11 protein-coding genes are annotated in these 17,410 nt (G+C 49.8%); 3 read left to right on the forward strand and 8 right to left on the reverse strand.

The features are described 5' to 3' along the window. Window positions 1-87: 87 nt before the first annotated feature. The 8 genes from H9I35_RS02410 to H9I35_RS02445 all read right to left on the reverse strand — a co-directional run bounded on the left by H9I35_RS02410 (window position 88) and on the right by H9I35_RS02445 (window position 10,894). A complete protein-coding gene (locus H9I35_RS02410; RefSeq protein WP_187420056.1) occupies window positions 88-1,329 on the reverse strand; it encodes a tetratricopeptide repeat protein in 1,242 nt (413 codons plus the stop codon). An 88-nt stretch (window positions 1,330-1,417) separates the two neighbouring features. After that, entirely contained in the window at window positions 1,418-2,509 is a 1,092-nt protein-coding gene (locus H9I35_RS02415; RefSeq protein ID WP_187420057.1) for a flagellar filament outer layer protein FlaA, read from the reverse strand. A gap of 71 nt (window positions 2,510-2,580) precedes the next feature. After that, a complete protein-coding gene (locus H9I35_RS02420) occupies window positions 2,581-3,057 on the reverse strand; it encodes a GerMN domain-containing protein (protein ID WP_187420058.1) in 477 nt (158 codons plus the stop codon). 17 nt (window positions 3,058-3,074) lie between these two features. Further along, window positions 3,075-4,124: an N-acetylmuramoyl-L-alanine amidase gene (locus H9I35_RS02425; protein ID WP_252722697.1), complete on the reverse strand. Its 1,050-nt coding sequence runs from the start codon at window positions 4,122-4,124 to the stop codon at window positions 3,075-3,077. A 73-nt stretch (window positions 4,125-4,197) separates the two neighbouring features. Then, a complete protein-coding gene (locus tag H9I35_RS02430; protein WP_187420059.1) occupies window positions 4,198-5,937 on the reverse strand; it encodes an ATP-grasp domain-containing protein in 1,740 nt (579 codons plus the stop codon). Next, window positions 5,930-8,437 (reverse strand): cytidylyltransferase domain-containing protein, encoded by a 2,508-nt coding sequence (locus H9I35_RS02435; protein ID WP_252722698.1) that lies wholly within the window; start codon window positions 8,435-8,437, stop codon window positions 5,930-5,932. The genes H9I35_RS02430 and H9I35_RS02435 overlap by 8 nt, the downstream gene beginning before the upstream one ends. Continuing rightward, window positions 8,425-9,378, reverse strand: coding sequence for a hypothetical protein (locus tag H9I35_RS02440; RefSeq protein ID WP_187420060.1), 954 nt, complete (start codon window positions 9,376-9,378; stop codon window positions 8,425-8,427). Before H9I35_RS02440 ends, H9I35_RS02435 begins: the two co-directional genes overlap by 13 nt. Beyond that, window positions 9,353-10,894, reverse strand: a complete 1,542-nt coding sequence (locus H9I35_RS02445) for a spiro-SPASM protein (protein ID WP_187420061.1) — start codon at window positions 10,892-10,894, stop codon at window positions 9,353-9,355. The genes H9I35_RS02440 and H9I35_RS02445 overlap by 26 nt, the downstream gene beginning before the upstream one ends. 164 nt (window positions 10,895-11,058) lie before the next feature. Here H9I35_RS02445 and H9I35_RS02450 point away from each other — a divergent pair, with 164 nt between their 5' ends. The 3 genes from H9I35_RS02450 to H9I35_RS02460 all read left to right on the forward strand — a co-directional run bounded on the left by H9I35_RS02450 (window position 11,059) and on the right by H9I35_RS02460 (window position 17,380). Beyond that, window positions 11,059-11,991: a tetratricopeptide repeat protein gene (locus tag H9I35_RS02450; RefSeq protein ID WP_187420062.1), complete on the forward strand. Its 933-nt coding sequence runs from the start codon at window positions 11,059-11,061 to the stop codon at window positions 11,989-11,991. A gap of 109 nt (window positions 11,992-12,100) precedes the next feature. Beyond that, a complete protein-coding gene (greA, locus tag H9I35_RS02455) occupies window positions 12,101-14,803 on the forward strand; it encodes a transcription elongation factor GreA (protein WP_187420063.1) in 2,703 nt (900 codons plus the stop codon). Window positions 14,804-14,932: 129 nt separating this feature from the next. Further along, window positions 14,933-17,380, forward strand: a complete 2,448-nt coding sequence (locus tag H9I35_RS02460) for a hypothetical protein (RefSeq protein WP_187420064.1) — start codon at window positions 14,933-14,935, stop codon at window positions 17,378-17,380. The last annotated feature ends 30 nt before the right edge of the window (window positions 17,381-17,410 follow it).

Raw genomic sequence — 17,410 nt, forward strand, 5'->3', positions numbered from 1 at the left:
TATCAGTATACAACTCGAAATTAAAAACTGTCAAGATTCCTTTATTGCATTTAATTCAAATTTTATAAAAAAACGGCGGTGATTGCTTTACATCTTATCCATAATGTTTGAAAGCAGTACATTGCACGCATCGTCGTTTATGCCGAGCTTTTTGGCAGAGCGTATGTCGGAAAGCGCGCTTTCGTATTCGCCTTTTTCGTAATAAGCTTTCGAACGGTGATAAAACGCATGCGACTGATATTCGTTGATTGAAAGAGAGCGCGAAAAACAATCGATTGCTCCGTCGTTGTTTCCGAGAATGCCGTGTACGATTCCTTCGTAATAGAGCGCACGGAAATTTTTCGGATTATATGCAAAACTCGCTTTAAAATCTTCAAGAGCTTTTTGATATTCACTGTCGGTAAAATATGCCATACCGCGGTGCTTATGAATGACCGATAAGACGACATCGCTCGGCGCGGGAAGCGATTCGATGATTTGCGTATAGATTCTGATCGCTCTTGCCAAATCTCCCGTATTGTGCGCATGGATCGCTTCGAGAAGCAAATCGTCGATCGTCCCTTTTGCAAAAGCAGAAGGGATATCCGGCTCGGCCGATATTTTTTTTATTCCGCGTTTTACCGGATCAAGTTCATCGACTTTTTCATAAAATAATTTTCGCCGCTCGTTTACTTCGCCTTGCAGTTTTTTTTGATAATCGCGGATTTCCTGAAAAATCGTATCGGCAAGGGTGAGCGACGCGTTGATCGACGCGAGTTTTCTTCGAAGCGGCAGATCGAAGGGGGAAAACTCGCTTTTGTAGATAAGCTCGTGTTCCACTTCCGCCCATGCGTCCTGCAAAATCGTTCGAACCTGTATTTCGCATACGATATCTTTCAAAACGGGAAGCGACGGAAAATCGGAGGGCGGCGGAAAACACGAATCCGGAATTTTTACGAGGATGTGAATCGATTCGTATTCGAATGCTTTGAAATTTTCGGCCGGCCCTTTTTGTTCGATTTCCCGCACATCGAAAAGATTTTTGACTTGCGCCGAAACTTCGGAGAGGTCTTCGAGAAACGCACAGATGATGCGTATGCCGACCATATCGGTAAGACAAATGAGAGAGCCGTCTGACGGCGGCGGCACTTTTAAGCGCAGAATCTTTTTATAATAGCTGTCGAAAGATTTTATGCGCGCTTTATATGTCGGAGGAGAAGAGAGCGAAACGCCGTCTTCCAGTCGTTTTTGAATATTTGCCATGACGGCATAAAAATACGGCGCATAGGATTCATACGTTTTTTGAATATGGATTTTTGCCGGCAGATTATCGTAAGACTTGTGTTCCATAACTCGAAATCAAATTATAAAAAAACGTCCCCCAGCCTTGCAACAGGGCAGGCATAAAGGACGTTTATTAAAGAAAACTCAGGGTTTCTTATTTTGCATTTGCGGAATTGCCCGACGAACGTGCGGCATTCGACGTAGAGTCCGGATTGAGACTCGAAGTAAAGCTTTCTTCCGTCGCCTGTTTAACGCGTTCGAGATAGCGGTTTACCTGCTTGTTGCCGAAGCGCTCCATTTCGATGGCTTGGCGTTTCTTTTCGCGCGCGCCGACAATGCCCCACAGATCTTCGTCGGCGATATCGCGTTCGGACGTCAACACGGCTTTGTCGTAGATGATTTTAACATCTTTGAAATAGCCGATATAGTCTCCGCCGATGTGAGCGGCGTCGCGCGTAATCTGGAAGCCTGCGAATTTTACGTATGGAATACCGCGCGGATAAATCGGGTACACGCGGATTTCGCGGTTACGGATATCGGCGATGTACTGCGGGTTATTCCACACAAGCTCTTTCCAGCCGTCGAATCCGAGATAGCCCATAAAATAGCGGCGTTCGATTCCGTCGTTGTCTTTGAGCAAAACGTACAGACCTTCGGGATAGTTCATGCCCATCGTCGTAACGGCGATCGATTTGATTGCGCCGACGTTTCTGACGACGCCGTAGCCGTCTTCAAAGAGGGTTTTGCCGCCCGCTTTTTCTTCAGCGGTCTGCGCCTGGCGGTTGCCGTCGGCATCCGCTCCCGCAAGCGGTTCAAACGCGGGAATGTCGAACGGCGGCTGAATACGCGCGTTTGCGTTCGAATTCCATTCGGGGAAAAGAATGCGCACGCCCATGACGTTCGAACCTGCGAACGGCACATCGGCTTCGCTGCGTACCGGAGCTGCGACGACCGTCGAAACTCCTACCGCTTCTACGTTCTGGGCCGAAGAATTGAGTATGACTTCCCATTCGGGGAGAGCGAGAGATGTTTTCATAAGATCCCGCTGCTCTGCGGTGAACGTAGCGCCTGCAGCCGCAGCGTAATTCATTACAGTACGGCTGTTCTGCGTCGGATTGCCGTTAGCATCGGCGACGATGTCCGCATCGAGCTGCGTAAAATCGATAACCATCGATTCGGCAGCAAAAAGCCCCGCGCCTCCTGCAAGCAGCATACCCGCCGCAATCACAAAAAAAGTCTTCTTCATTTTGGAAGCTCCTTATACTATTCGATGTAGCCTTGTACCGTTTATCACGATATTACAAAAAAATCCGTTTGTCAAGGATTTTCTTTACGCAAATCCCCGACGGCGTTTTTTTCGTACGCATGATTGCCGGCAACAAACACTTCGATAGTATGAATATTTTTAAAATTATACAGGATATTTTTCCTGAATAATTCCATCCCTTGTCGTATTTCGGATGCACCGTCCGCTTCGGAAATGAGCGCGTCCGAAAGATCGACATACAGAACGCCGCCGCGCACAAAACACGATTGCGCACGGGTACCCCGCGTAAACAGCGGGCGGTATTCCGCAGTCAAAGGCCCGAGCAAAAGTTCGTCCACGTAACAGTTCACCTTGCCCTGCACGGGATGCCGCGGTAAATACCTCGACTCCATGCAGATTTTGCCGGTTGCAGCCGACTTGAACATAAACACGTAGCGAATGCCCGGAAAGCGGATCATCCACAGCACAAGAGACAGAACGAAAGAAGCCGACACGATCGCGATAAACGCCGTTGTTTTTCTTTTCATAGCGCCATCGTACAAAATCATTTTGATGATGTAAAGCCTCTCGACCGCTCAAAGTGCGTGATAAAATCGCTTATACCGTTATATATGCCGAACGCGGCTTTTTGCAGATATTGCGTATCGCTTAAATTCCGCGCTTCGGTATAATTCGTTAAAAACCCCAGTTCGACGAGTACGCTCGGCATGTTCGCGTTTCGAACGACAAACCACTCTTCCGCCTTTATGCCGCGCGCTTTCGACTTGTCGCCTATCTGCGTCTGCAAGCCGTCCATGATAAATTTTGCGATGAGGACGCTTTCGGTCGTATACTCTTCTTCAGTCAGTGCGTTCAAAATCGGAAAGAGCGTTTTATCTTCTCCCGCAGCAGCCTTGTCGATAACGGTACGCCGATACCCCGGCGACAGATACCACACTTCATAGCCGCTCGCTTTTTTGTCCAAAGAAGCGTTTACATGAACGGAAACATACAGCACCGCTTCGTTTTTTTTCAGCTGCACGGAATTCGCGATATCGGTCCGCTCGCCGAGCGAAAGAAAGGTATCGCTGTTCCTCGTCAATATAATTTTTTTGTCGGGAAACGCCGTTTTGAGTTTTGCATACAGCATTTTTCCGACGGCAAGCGTTACGTCTTTTTCCCGAATGACGAGCGTCTCTCCGTTTTGCCGGAACACTTGGCTCGCCCCCGGATCTTTTCCGCCGTGTCCCGGATCGATTAAAATCGCGCCGACGCGGTAGTGCGCTTCTTCGCTTTCCGTTTTAAAAAACGATTCAGCCGTATCTATAAAAGCCTGCGACACGAAAAGGGCGCCCGACTTCGCGACGGGGGCATCGGTTACCGAAAGCTTTCGGTTATCGAGCAGCACGACGCTGTCGCCCGCACGGAAACTGATTTGGTGTCCGTTTTTTTCCATAAGGCCGGTTTCGGATAGGCTGTCCCAATACAGGAGAATGCCGGACGCTTCGGCTTTTTTCAGCAGTTCGATCGATTCCGCCGCATAGCTTTGCGCCGCCGCTGCAAAAAGCAAAACAAGAGAAGCGAATATAATCGTATGTCGTTTCGGCATGTTCATAGCCTTTTTCATTCTCCGATAATTTTTTTCCAACCGTTCCGCGAATCAAGTGAATAGCGGCTGGCGTATACTTTCAAAAGTCGGTATTTACCCTATCTATAGTATCGGCAAAATACAGCATTCCCTGCACCCCCCCCCGCAGTCCCGCGCGCCAAAATTTTTTCGCGTCGAGGTCGGGATGATCGGGACAGAGTTCGTCGAAAAGTGCACAGCTTTCGGCAAAGCTTCGATAATTCCAGTCGCGCTCATCCGATTCGTAAAGTCTGCGTAAAACTTGCGGCACGCGATCGGAAACGCGAACGCCTTTCGGTATGACGCCCCTTATGGACGCCGTATCGTCTAAAAGCGTTTTTCCGGCGATCGTATCGCCCGTATCTGAAAACGGTTTTTCGCCGAGGTCGGCCTCTGTCCCCTCTCGGTTTGCGGTACGTGCCGCATTATCCTGCCGCAAAAGTGCGGCGCATGCCGCTCCGTAAGCATCGGGCGGAAAGTGCGTATCGGCAAAAAACGCATCCGTTTCGGGGACGCAGGGTTCCAAGCGCAGCACGATTTCAGAAACCGCTTTTTCCGCGGCGGCGATCGAATCTTTACGCGACGGAGACGATGAAATCACATTGCCGCATTTTTGCACGTTGTTGTGCGGAAAGACGACCGCATCTCCCGCACCGCTTCGCGGAAATACGTCTTTGACGAAGGGAACGGAATGCGCCTTTTCCAAGCCCGATACTTCTTTAACGATTCCCGGAATTGAAATCCACGCGCGCTCCGCGCTCGTATCAACACACGGAAGTTCGTACAGTTCGTAGGGCGCTCGACAGTTTCCGCACGAAGGGGGCGGCGTAAACGGAATGCGTTTCCGATGCGCTTCGAGAAACAAAGGCTTTTTTCCGCACGCGATGAGGAGCGCTTCTTCGGTGAGATTGCAGTGCGACGCGTAAGGGTATGTCCAGCCCGACATAAAGCCGCCGGAAAGACGAGCGGCCACTTCGCCTATCATCGGCCCCTTTTCCGTATATTTGATGTCGGCCTTTGCCGCCCCGCAGCTGAGACCGAGCGCTTTTGCCGCAAGCGCAAAGACCGCAATGAGTTCGTTTTTTTTCGCATCGGATATCGCAGTCGGCATCGTGTGCCCCGTTTCGATAAAGTACGGCGGGAAAAAAATGTGTCGGTCGGCAAAGCCCGTGATCGTCATCGTCCCGTCATATATGAGCGCGTCGATCGAATATTCATCACCGCTCATGTATTCTTCGAGGATAGCGTTTTCAGTCCGTGAAGACGCAAGGGCCGTCTGCAAAGCACCTTCGGCTTCGGCTTCGCTCCTTATCATGCGGCAGCCACGGCCTCCCATATTGTCTACGGGTTTTACGACACACGGAAAGCCGAGTTCTCGCACGCATTTTTTAATAAAATCGAAATCGCTCTCTTTTTTCGTTACGCCGAAAAATTTCGGCGAGGGTACGCCCGCTTCCGAAAACTTTTGCCGCATACGCACTTTACCGCTCGCGTTGCACGCAGCTTCATAGGAGTGGCAGGAAAGTCCGAGCTTTTCTCCCGCGTATGAAACCGAAGCAGAAAAATCGGTTCCCGCCGTAAAGATTGCCCGAAGCTCTCCTTCCCTTTGCAATTTTTTTGCGAACTCGTAAATTCCTTCTTTATCTTTTAAATCGATGCGTTCGAATCTATCGGCAAGTCCGACACAGACGGCGCTTTCGTTACCGTCGACGACGACCGCGCGGCAGCCGATTTTTTTCGCCGCTTCGATTGCGGGTTTTTGCAAAAAGCCCGCGCCGAGTATAAGTATGTTTTTATCCATGCGATTTTTCTCCCTCTCCCGCCCCGCCCGTTTTTCTGCAGTACACTTCGAAAGTATCGCCGAGCCGCTCAATGCGGCTTCGGAAAGCGTAGAACGAATACATAAGCGAATCTTTTTTCCAGCCGTGTTTTTTCGCTTGCGGAAAACGCTCGGGATGATGTCCCGTCGAAATTATCTTTTCAACCGTAAAACCGAATCTTTTGAGTATGTGTTTTGCTTTGGACGGTTCCCACAAAGTATAGTGATCGGCGGGGCTTTGCGCGTAAAAATCGTCCGTATTCATAAGAGCGGAAACGCCTTCTGCTGACGGCGTCGAAAACGCAAAGATACCGCCGTCTTTTACCAAAGCGCGGGCGCTTTCGAGGACACGATCAAGATTTTGAAAGTGTTCTATAACATACCACATCGTAAGCGCGTCGAATTGCCGAACGCCGAATTCCGACGCGGGATCGAAATCGGGAAAAGAAGCGCAGGATGCGGGAAAGAGAAGCGAAGACTGCACATAGGATACTGCGTCTTTCGATATGTCGGTACCGAATGCCTGCCATCCGTCTTCCGATGCGGCCGCAAGGAAGGGACCGTAGGCACAGCCGACGTCGAGTACGGAAAGTTTCGATGCAAAGCGTTTTTTATTTTTGACCAGCGAATCGATTTCGCAGATGCGGCGCTCTCCTTGCGCCTTTATCGCATCGAAATCTTCGAGATAAGTTTTGCCGTACTGCGCTTTATACTCTTCGGCAAAATAAGTTTTGCCGTAATCGGGTGCCGCATTTGAATCCGTCCACGACATATAAATCATGCCGCACGAAGAGCATCTCCTGAAGGTCCGGTGCAGCGTGCGCGAAACGACGGCATTTTTTTCGGGATCGCTTTGTCCGCAGACGGGACAAGAAAAACGCTTGCCCTTTGCAAGGGATGAGATAAAAGCGCCGAGCGAAGCGTGCCGATTTACGCGTTCGATATGCGGATAGAGTTTTTCGCTTTCGCTTAAAACCGCATGCAGTTTTTTTCCCGCCGCATCTTTTTTTTCGAGACAGGTAAAGCCGTATTTTTTTGCAAGGGATGCGTGCAGCTTTGTCGGCGAAAACAAAAGCACGGCGCAACCTGCATAGGCGGCTTCGTATGCGGTAAGCCCGTAATGGGTTACGACGAGATCGTAGGATGAAAGCATTTCGCGCAAAACGGGAACGGGGCGCATACATATCACACCGGCTTCTTCCGCTTCAGACGAGTCGATGCCTTCGGGGACGACTGCGCTCACAGAGAGACCTTCGCGCCGAAGCGATATCGATACGGGAACGGTAAGGGATGCGGGATCTTCGCCTCCGAAACACACGAGGGCGGTTTTTATATCGGAGCGCGTTTTGCTTTCTTCCCCGCTCCTCGTACGGGAGGGCATCGTCATAAATGCGCTTTCGCTTATATTCGATTTCCGCGAAAGATTCGACGGAATGATATCGATGAGATAATCGCAAAAGCACGTATTGTCCGACCCTTCGTCGATCGCGGCAAGAGGGGCGGCGGCATACAGGGAAGATGCCGTATGTTTATCGAGCGAAAAAAAATCCGAAACGATGAGCGAATATTCTCCGGGAAGCGGGTATTCCGTGACGATCTGCCAATCCGAAAGCCCCCTTCCTTTCGCCTGTTCGATAAGTTCGCCGCATTCGCGAAGCGACGCATCTTTCGGAATATAGACGAGGGCGCCCGACTCGATCGCGGCGTCAAGACACCGCCTCACATGTCCCGTCCCTCCCCCTTCTTTTACCGACGGCATAAAAAGCACGGGATGCGTAACGCCCGGCTCGGAAAAGGCCGATAAAATCTGTTCCGTCGTATAGGGCTCATCTCCCGCTTTTCCCCTGGAAAGAAAGCGAAGGGCAGCGAGCGCTCTTCGATAATCTGAAGGCGTATCGATCGTCGTGCGGTAATCGGGATAATAAAAACGAGCAGGCGCTTTTTGCATCACAGCCGAAAAGCGATTTCGGTGATTATAGAGAGCAGGCGCCACGTGTTCACGGTCGTAGGGTATGCTTGTCGATTTTTCGGCCGCGACGAGAGCTTTGCCGCTGAACACTTCGACGCCCGAACCGTGCGGCAGCCCCGTCCACGTCATATAATCGCACGGAGAAAGCGCAATGCGGCGCATATATTCGTCGAGGAGAGATTCCGCCGCTTCGTAAAATAAAAAGGGATTGTCGGCGGTCGCACGCAGAACGACGTCGGCATCGATTTTTTCGATCAACAGGCAAAAGCGCTTTAAAACGTCGTCGAGCGGACCTGAAAAAATTTCCCAGCCGCACGAGCGCGCGACCGGCTCGAGTTCGGAAAAGGACGCTTCATCCGTTGCGACGTAATACGCGTCGGCTTTTACTTTTTTCATCGCCGAAAGCGTCCACGCGAGTACCGGTTTTCCGCCCAAATCTTTGAGCGCTTTTCCGGGAAAGCGAGTCGAAGACATTCTGCACTGAACGATTACCGCCGTCATCATTCTCTCCATTCTTCTATCAAATGCCTGACATCCGTGTGAAATCTCGCGCGGTTCGTATACACCCATTTTTTCGCATCCGAAAACCGCCGCTTCGCTTCGAAAAAGCCGCACGACGAATGTGCAAGAAAATTGAAAAACGAAAGAGGCGCGATAGCTCCTCCCGAATCGGATTTAAAACGCGGCGCCAGATTTTTGAGATAAAACTGCAGATAAGTTAAGTCCGCCGTCGTGTCTTCGATCGGAACACTCTCGTCGTAGGAAAAGAGCATCGACGTCGAAAGGCAGATCTCCTCTCCCCACAGCCACGAACGCAGCGCCAAATCGAGATTTTGATAATACGGCGACGTGATCGTATAGTCGAAGCCGCCGAGGCGGATGAATTTCATTTTATTGTACAGGCCGATATAATCGAAAGGATACAATGTATACATACCGTCTTTGACGACTGCGGATTGAGAAACGGAAAACTTTCCGCGAAAAGCTTCGGGCGTAAAGCGCACCGGAAGCGCTTTTTTTTCCGCATCCAAGAGACGCGGTACAATGCAGTATTTTTCGGTTTTTACGAGATTTTCGGCGAGGTGCGGCGGCAAAATCCCCTGCGGGATGTAAAGCGAATCGCGCAGCACGAGCACGTAAGAAGAAGGCGCTTCCCCGATGCCGATATTGATCATATCTCCGTCAGTCACCGATTCGAGGGGAACTACGAATTGCACGGACGGTATGCGCCTGGAAAGCTCTTCGATATTGCAGCTGCCCGAATTCGGTTCGATCGAAACGACGGAAGCGAAGCCGCATTTCGAAAGCGTTTCAAGCGTCTGCGCGTGAAAGCGGCTCGCGTTCGAATTGAGGAGGACGGCGGAAACGTCCATCTTTTTTTCCGACGGCGCTCTCCCGCCGATAACGGTGCGGTTGATCTGCCGTTCGTTAAAAATTAAAGGTATAGTATTCATCGCATTTCCTGCAGACTTCCCCGTATTCGCACTTCATATCCTTTTCGGCATAAGAGGTCATCCTCTCCCAAATCGACTCAAGGCTTTCCGTAAACGCATTGCCTATGATATTGTTAAAAACGTATTCGCGGCACGGCGGTACATTTCCGTCGGAGAGGATCGTCATGTCGCGCCGCAAATGCCAGCACGGATTGCGTTCGAGGGGCGAAAGGTCTGCGGGTTTACACTCGGGAAGAAGACCTGAAAACCAATCGTATTTTTGGATTATCACTTTGCCGCCGTTTTTATCGTCTCTCCAAAATCGGTAAAAGGCTTCGAGTTCCGCTTCGTTGTCGTTCGTCCGGACAAACTGCGGATAGGTCGTATCGGGAAAGGCGCGCTGCAAAAGAGCGACGGCTTTATGAGCTTTTGAAAGCGAGCCTTCAGAGCCGCGCATCTTTTTATACGCCGCTTCGCTTACCGCGTCGAGCAGCACGATCCAAATGATTTTCCCGCCTGAAGCCTTTTTGACTTTTTCACACAGTTCTTCGGTTAGGTGCAGACCGTTCGTTTCGACAAGGAGCGAAAGTCCGTCGTAAGAAGCGACCTCTTTAACAAAATCCGTAAAATCGGGATGTAAAAGCGGCTCACCCCACGCCGAAAGCGAAACGACGGCGCTTTCCGAAAGGGATGCCATTTGCGACACGAGAGGCCGGAATTCGGCGATCGTCATATCGCGCGGATTTTTTTCTCCGTACGTTTTTTTATATGCTTCACTATACGGCGAATAAATGCACTCCCCCTCTTCCCTGCCTGAAATCTGCACGTTGTAAAAGGCGGGTACGGTTTTCAAAACCGACACGAGGGTCACCGCTTTTTCAGAAAGGCTTGCCGCGTCTTTTCCCTCTCCGCACGCATCGTAGAGCGCACGAGAAGCGATATAGCCCGCCTTCGTCGAACATTCGAATGAAAGTCGGTAGAGACGCCAGTCCTTCGGCGCGAGTACGGTTTCGATTTCAAACGAATTGATATCGGTTTTTAAAATCTTCATGACGGCATCCCGTGTGACGGCTTCGTCTCCGAGATTTTTTTGCCGCGAAAGAGAAGCTATGATGGCGGCCGCTCCCGTATCGATCGCTTCGGGAGCCAAGCCGTAGGGATAGCCGTCGGCAAAAGTATATTCTGCGGCGTAGGTTTTATGCACGCGAAGAATTTCATCGCTGAGCGCTTTGTCGAAAAAAGGACAGTCGGCGGCGGCGTAGAGCGCGGTTTCCGCTTTTTCACTCATACCTGCAATTTCGTCGAGTACATCGGCCGCCGTCCACACTTCCTTTTCTTTTACGGAAACGGGAATGAAAACGGCTTCTCTTTTACACCTTTCGGCATTATCGGATGCGGCAAGGACGACGACGGGAGCACCTCCCGAAACGGAAGCCGCCCACGAAAGCGCCCTGTCGTATGCGGAACGTCCGCCGAAAACTTTTTCGAACATATACCGAGCGCCGAATGCGGCATTTAAAATAACGACGGTTTTCATCATTACAATATCGGCAGATTTTTATGCGGGTATAAACGGTTCGACCGAAACAGAATTAAGGGCTTGACAGATTTCCCTAAAGCGGGTATAAACATTAGTTTATTTTCGATATAAAATTATAATTGACTAAAAAAAATCCTTTTGTTATAATAAAACGTGCAGCTATGAAAATTCAAACGGAAGCCGGGCTCAAAAAAGTCATCGCCTGCATGGAACGCGCAGATCCCGCAGAAGCACAGAAAATACTTGAAAACCTGTTCGAAGACGAATTCGAATGCGGCGAGCTCGTATTTACCGCCGACTGCTGCAATTTTTGGATTCCGCACATACGGCAGATCGACGCGCTGGAAAACGCGTTTGAACGCGGTGAAAGCATCCTTGCCGATTGGAAACGCTTCCGCTCCTTTCTTTCGCGAAAAGCGAATGTGTATACCCCTGCAGTCGAAGCGATAGAGCGCGGCGTTTTTTTGCGCGCCCTTGAAAATTACCGGCAGCTGTTGGACGAGCGGGATACCGCACAAAAAGCGGAAATCTACCGCAAAGCGGGCTTGTGCTGTAAAAAGCTCGGCAAATTCGAAGAGGCCAAGGAATTTCTTACCGCCTCAAATACTGCGCAGCCGGGGATTCCTTCGGTGCTCGCCGAACTTGCCGACTGTTTTGCGCTGTGCGGACACGAGCGGAACGCAAAAGTCCTTTTCCGCGAAGCGTTTTTTATCGATCCGGCAAAAATCGACGCGAGCTTTCTCGACTCCGAACTGATTCGGGTATTATTCGAAAAGACGGCTGAAAAAGGCTACACGGGTATGACGCTCTTGCAGTGGCTTCCGGTATACGGAGTGCTTTACGGCGTTTTTAACGTGCGGCGCGAACTCAAGCTGCAGGAGATCAGCAAATTAAAACAGGAAATCTACGCGATCGAAACGGAGATGAAAGATCCTTCATGCGATTCGGTGAATCTTACGCCGCGTCTCATCAATCTGTATTTTTGGCTCATCGACTACTACCTCGCTTCGAACGACAATTCGAAACCGGTGAACGATACGCTGCTGAAGATAAAAATACTCGATTCGGCCGTTTACGAACAGTATATGAAGTGAGTGCAAAAGATGTAAATCCGTCGGAAAATAAAAATCGGCCGGAACAAGAGGCTGTAAACTTTATTTATAAATTAACAACAATTTACAATTATTAAACAAGGAGTATCGTATGGCAGATGAAAATCTCGTAACGCAGGTTCAAAGCATGCTCAAAGAGGAGACGTGGACACGCGCGGCGATCAGCAATTATACAAAGAACAATCTTACGGAGCTTGCCGACATCGTGGAAAAATCGCGGGAAGCCGGATGTGCCGACGAAGTCCAGCAAATCTGCGACGAACACCTCGCCCATACGAAAGACAGCATTATCGCGCTGTACCTGTCGGGCATGGTGTCGCTCGGCAAAGGCGCGCTCGACAATTCCGCGCTCGAAAACCTTGTCGATATTTTTCAAAAAAATCACAAAGAAAATATCGTCGTCTATCTCTGCGAAACGATTCTCGCCGACGATCCGAACAATAAATTCGCTCTCCGTACGCTTGCCGACTGCCTGCGTGCGGATAACAGCGATAAAGTGTGGGACCTTTACGAAAAGATCGTAAAGCTCGATTTTGAAGAAGCGGATTTGGCAAAACTGCTCGCCGAACACGCCGAAGCGGCAAACGACACGGAAACGGCAATCGACTATTATAAAAAAGCGCACTTGCGCTACATCACCGCAAAAAACATGAACGCGGTAAAAGAAACATGGTCCCGCCTCGTCGAACTCATCCCCGAAGAAATCGATTTTTTTATGCTCGCCAAACGGAAAATCGCAAAAACGATCAGCGAAGAGCGGAGCGCAGTCCTCATGCAGGAATTGTACACGTGGTACAAAGACAATAAAAAATGGGATACTTCGATCGATATCTTAAAGCAGATCCTCGAAATCGACCAGCACGATACGTGGGCGCGTAAAGAGCTCGTCGACTGCTATCGCGGAAAATACGAAGGGAGAGCGCATCTTGAAGATTATATCCGCTCGTCGAACCTGTCCCAGAGTTTCCGTAACGTATTCGAAGCGATAAACGATTTTGAAAAGCACATCGCATTCGATGCCAAAAGCTACGTATTTCACCGTTCGTGGGGCGTCGGCATAATCCGCTCGGTCGAAGACGATACGCTGAAAATCAATTTCGGAAAAAAATACGGCGTGCGTTCCATGTCGCTCAAAATGGCGGTAAGCGCGCTCCAGCCGCTTGCAAAAGATCACATTTGGGTACTGAAAGCGACGAAAAAGCGCGAAGATCTTGCAAAAGAAGTAAAGAGCGATAAAACGCAGGCGCTTAAAACGATCATCAAAAGTTTTGACAACAGCTGCGACCTCAAGCGCATCAAAGCCGAACTCGTTCCGGCCGTCCTCACTCCGGGCGAATGGACGTCGTGGAACAGTGCGGCAAAAAAGATTCTCGAATCGAATCCTCAATTCGGCGTGGACACGAACGACGTCAATATGTATACGGTGCGCGATCACGACGTAAGCAAAGATATAAAGCTCGCAAACGAATTCAAAGCGCAAAAGCAATTTTTCCCGCGAGTCGATATGTTTTTGCGTTTTATCGAAGACGACGAAACGGATAAAAGCGGCGAAACGTTCAACGAAATGCTCTCCTACTTTATCGGGTTCGTAAAATCGGTTTCGCACATAAACGAACAGGTTGTCGCTTCCTTTTTGACCGTTCAAAAGGTAAATATGCTCGTTCCGTCGTCCGCTTATCAAATCAAATTTACATTTAAAGAATTGTACGACAAAATCGAAGAGCCGCGCAAAATGTATCTTTCGCTCAAAGACACGAAAAACACGACGCTCCGTGAAGATTTTATTAAAAATGTAAAGCTCCTTCCCGATTGGGACAAACAATACGTACGTCTGTTTCCGACGGTACTGAACCGCGCCATGCTCACCTCTCTTATCAACGCCGGAAAAACGGATATGGTTCGGCGCCTTGCAGCCGATTCGTTCGACAATTTCAAAGACAACCGCCAAGCCGTTTTGTTTTTTTTCCGCGAATGCAAAGACGACGATTGGTTTAAAAACGCCGGCATCGCCTACGAAAAGCAGCTTATCGCGCTGATCAATATCGTCGAACTCACGTTCCGTGAAATCAGTAATCACGTAAATACGACGGAAAATAAAAAAATCAATAAAGCTGCAATCGATTTGCTGTTCACGGACGACACGCTCATAAGCTATATGCTCGAAAACAACGAAGATACGGTAAAACGTATGTATACGCTCGTCGCCGACATTGCGGATCTCGATCCGGCAAAAAAGGCGCAGCTGCGTAACAGAATTCTCGAAAAATATCCGGACTTCAAATTTCAAGCATCGGAAGAAAAATCTTCCATGCAGCAGCGCGGTATGCTCGTTACGGCGAAAATGCTTGAAGAAAAGAAAGCGCAGGAAGAGCAAATACGCACGGTCGAAATTCCGAAAAACGCCGAAGAAATCGGTGAAGCCCGCTCTCAGGGCGACTTGAAAGAAAACGCCGAATATAAAGCCGCGCGCGAACACCAGCACTTTTTAAACGAACGGCTTACAAAACTGCAGGAAGAGCTTTCACGGGCGGTCGTCTTCGATCCGACGACGATCACGACGGCCTTCATTTCGTTTTCGACGACGGCAACGCTGCACAACAACGACTCGAACGAAGACGAAACCTACACGATACTCGGTCCGTGGGAATCGGATCCCGACAACAATATCATCTCGTATATGTCGCCGTTCGGAAACGCGCTTATGGATAAAAAAATCGGCGAGCGCGTCGCCTTTACGATCAACGACCACAACTACGATTACACCGTAAAAGAGATAAAAGCCACAAAACCGTAAAAACTTGCGTTTGAAACTCGGCGGGCTGTCGAAAAAGCAACGGCTTTTGAGACGGCCGCTTCGAGCTTTTTAGAATTCGAAAGGCGCGGCGCTGTCGAAGAGCGCGTAAAAATCGTTTATTTTAAGCGTATGAAATATCGAAAAATACTTTTGACCTCCGCTATCCCCCTCGCGGGTGCGCTTATCTTTTTTTTATGCGGCAAAAAAATAATCGGAGCACACATGACGGAAAACACTTCTACGGCCAATACGGCGGACGCAAAAAGACGGGCGTTTTCGGAAAGCGATATAAACGGAAACCTTCCCAAGCACGTTTTCGTCGCTACGCTCACGCAGACTTTTTCGCGCGGCTGGGAGTTTTGCCTCTCGGACGGAAAAATCATGATAAAAAAAGCGGGCAGCGAAAATTGGGCGCTCTTTCAGGGGACGGGCCTTCCCTTTCCGAAAAAAAAGCGCATAGCCCCCGGCGACCGTTTCGACATACCGAAAAAGATCGTCGAAATCGCGGCCGACGACGATATGCTGCTCGTATTCGACGACGAAAAAAAAATGTTCGTCTGTCCGCTCGCATCGAACCGCGTCGACAAAAAATTCGTGTGGACGAACGGTTTCGGCTGGCCGGAAAAAAAGCAGCTCGTGCAAAACGATCTCGTCGCACATAAGCGCGGCTGGGCGACCGGCACGAGGAGAGCGAGCATCCAATGGTATACCGACCGCTTCGGCAACGAACACAATTGGGGAACGATGGGCGTTACGACCGTCTACTTTCTCACCGAAAACGGACGGGAAATACGCTTTACCGATTCGGGGCTTCCGACCGATTTGAGCGATACAATCCTCGGTCCCGAGCGCGGCGCCTTTAGCGCGCAAAACATCAGCGCAAGCGGTTCGACGCTTTTTCTCATCGGAGACGACGGCACGATGTACACGCGCCTCATCGATTACGACACGATGGGATGTGATCCGATGTTTTTCAAATACACCTATGTCGCCGAAAAACAGCGCTACAAAGGCAGCGACTATCGTTCCAATTTTACGCGCTGGGGACTGCCGAACGAAGATTGGTATAAACAGCCGGACATAGAGCTTTCGGGCAATGCACGCCTTTCAAAATACATCTGCATATTTCAAAACGGCAAAGGAAACGATGCCCGCGTCCTTCGCGTTGCAGGTACCGATCCCGCGGGAAAAACAGGTTTTTATTATAAAAACCTGATCGATACCGAATGGAGTTTCGAGCCTTATCACCTCGTCCTCTCGCCTTCGGCTTTTCTTTCAGGCGCAAAAGCGGAAGCCGAAAAGAAAAACGAATACGCCTATGTCGGCACCGTCGCGCTAAACGGAAAAACGATAAACGGCGTCACCTGTTCCGTAAGCGATATGACGCTCACAAGCGAAGGTTCCTGTACGCTCGCGCTGCACTGCGGAGATGAAACGAAATCGATTCCGCTCTACCTCGTCACGATGTGGACGTATATGACGCGTTACAATCCGGTATTCGACGGAACGCCGAAAAGTTTTTTTGCCACTCCTCATTTTTCCGAAGCCGATATTTCATCGCAAAACGAAACCTTCGATGCCCTCCTTCACGGCGCCTTCGGAGGAAAGAATCTCGATCTCTTTTCGGCGACCGCGACGGCATGGGGTCCCTACCTCATATTTACGTTCGGAAAAAAACCGAACGAATACACGATATCGCTCAGAGCGACAAAAGATTCCGAGTCAGAATTTAAAAAAGAAATGGCGGCAAGCTCCGTACAAAACGAAGCGCTCCGCACCCTCGATACGGCAAAAACGTATACGGCAAGCGACGTGTCGCTTCTCGACAATATCAGACAAGAAAACGAAAACGCAATCGCAGAAGCCGACGCTCAGATGAAAACCTATCTCAAAAACGCCGCGCGATCCGAGCTTTCCCGCTGGGGCTACAATATCTTCGATACGATTACAGCGGTGACGATGCTGAACCGCGTCGATGTGCCGAAAATCAAAACGATGACCTCGTTCGGCGGACAGCTTATGGCACAGAATGCGGACAATTTCAAATTCATTTCCATGTTCGAACTGTATGCCACCCCGTATAAAATCTCCGCGGCGAAAAACATCATCGACGAATGCGATTCGCTCAAAAACCGCATAGCGGAAACGGGCAGCGCGAAAACCGATGAGTTTTTCAAAAACACTTACGGCGAATATTTCGACGCGCTGCATATCCCCGACTTAACCTACGGTACCGTCACATATAAAAAGAAACGCTATGAAACGACGATCAGGAGGATAAGCGCATCGCTTCCCGCTTTGCGTATGGAATACGCCGACGAAACGAATGCACAATCCGTCATCATCGAATTCCCGTCGCTCATCGACGATATAAAAAAAGGACAGGATCCTTTTACCGCCTCCGTCGTATTCCGAACGATTTCCGGAAGCGGTTCGGCCTTTATTAAAACCGGTATCCGCTCATACATCATGAGCAGAACGGGCACCTATACGTGGGACGGAAAAGAAGCGAAAATCGAAGTCAATAAATCTTTAACAAAACGGCTCCCGCTCTTTGCAAGCGGAAAAGACAGATGATATCGCACGGCACAACGAACTATGTGCGAT

Origin of the sequence: Treponema sp. Marseille-Q4132, from assembly GCF_014334835.1 — a bacterium.
GTDB classification, from domain to species: Bacteria; Spirochaetota; Spirochaetia; order Treponematales; family Treponemataceae; genus Treponema_D; species Treponema_D paredis.

Bases quoted from the DNA above. Each gene is read 5' to 3' on its own strand.
- H9I35_RS02420 (WP_187420058.1), bottom strand. From the start codon at position 3,057: ATGAAAAGAAAAACAACGGCGTTTATCGCGATCGTGTCGGCTTCTTTC.
- H9I35_RS02415 (WP_187420057.1), bottom strand. From the start codon at position 2,509: ATGAAGAAGACTTTTTTTGTGATTGCGGCGGGTATGCTGCTTGCAGGA.
- H9I35_RS02430 (WP_187420059.1), bottom strand. From the start codon at position 5,937: ATGGATAAAAACATACTTATACTCGGCGCGGGCTTTTTGCAAAAACCC.
- H9I35_RS02435 (WP_252722698.1), bottom strand. From the start codon at position 8,437: ATGGAGAGAATGATGACGGCGGTAATCGTTCAGTGCAGAATGTCTTCG.
- greA (WP_187420063.1), top strand. From the start codon at position 12,101: ATGGCAGATGAAAATCTCGTAACGCAGGTTCAAAGCATGCTCAAAGAG.
- H9I35_RS02460 (WP_187420064.1), top strand. From the start codon at position 14,933: ATGAAATATCGAAAAATACTTTTGACCTCCGCTATCCCCCTCGCGGGT.
- H9I35_RS02445 (WP_187420061.1), bottom strand. From the start codon at position 10,894: ATGAAAACCGTCGTTATTTTAAATGCCGCATTCGGCGCTCGGTATATG.
- H9I35_RS02450 (WP_187420062.1), top strand. From the start codon at position 11,059: ATGAAAATTCAAACGGAAGCCGGGCTCAAAAAAGTCATCGCCTGCATG.
- H9I35_RS02440 (WP_187420060.1), bottom strand. From the start codon at position 9,378: ATGAATACTATACCTTTAATTTTTAACGAACGGCAGATCAACCGCACC.
- H9I35_RS02410 (WP_187420056.1), bottom strand. From the start codon at position 1,329: ATGGAACACAAGTCTTACGATAATCTGCCGGCAAAAATCCATATTCAA.
- H9I35_RS02425 (WP_252722697.1), bottom strand. From the start codon at position 4,124: ATGAACATGCCGAAACGACATACGATTATATTCGCTTCTCTTGTTTTG.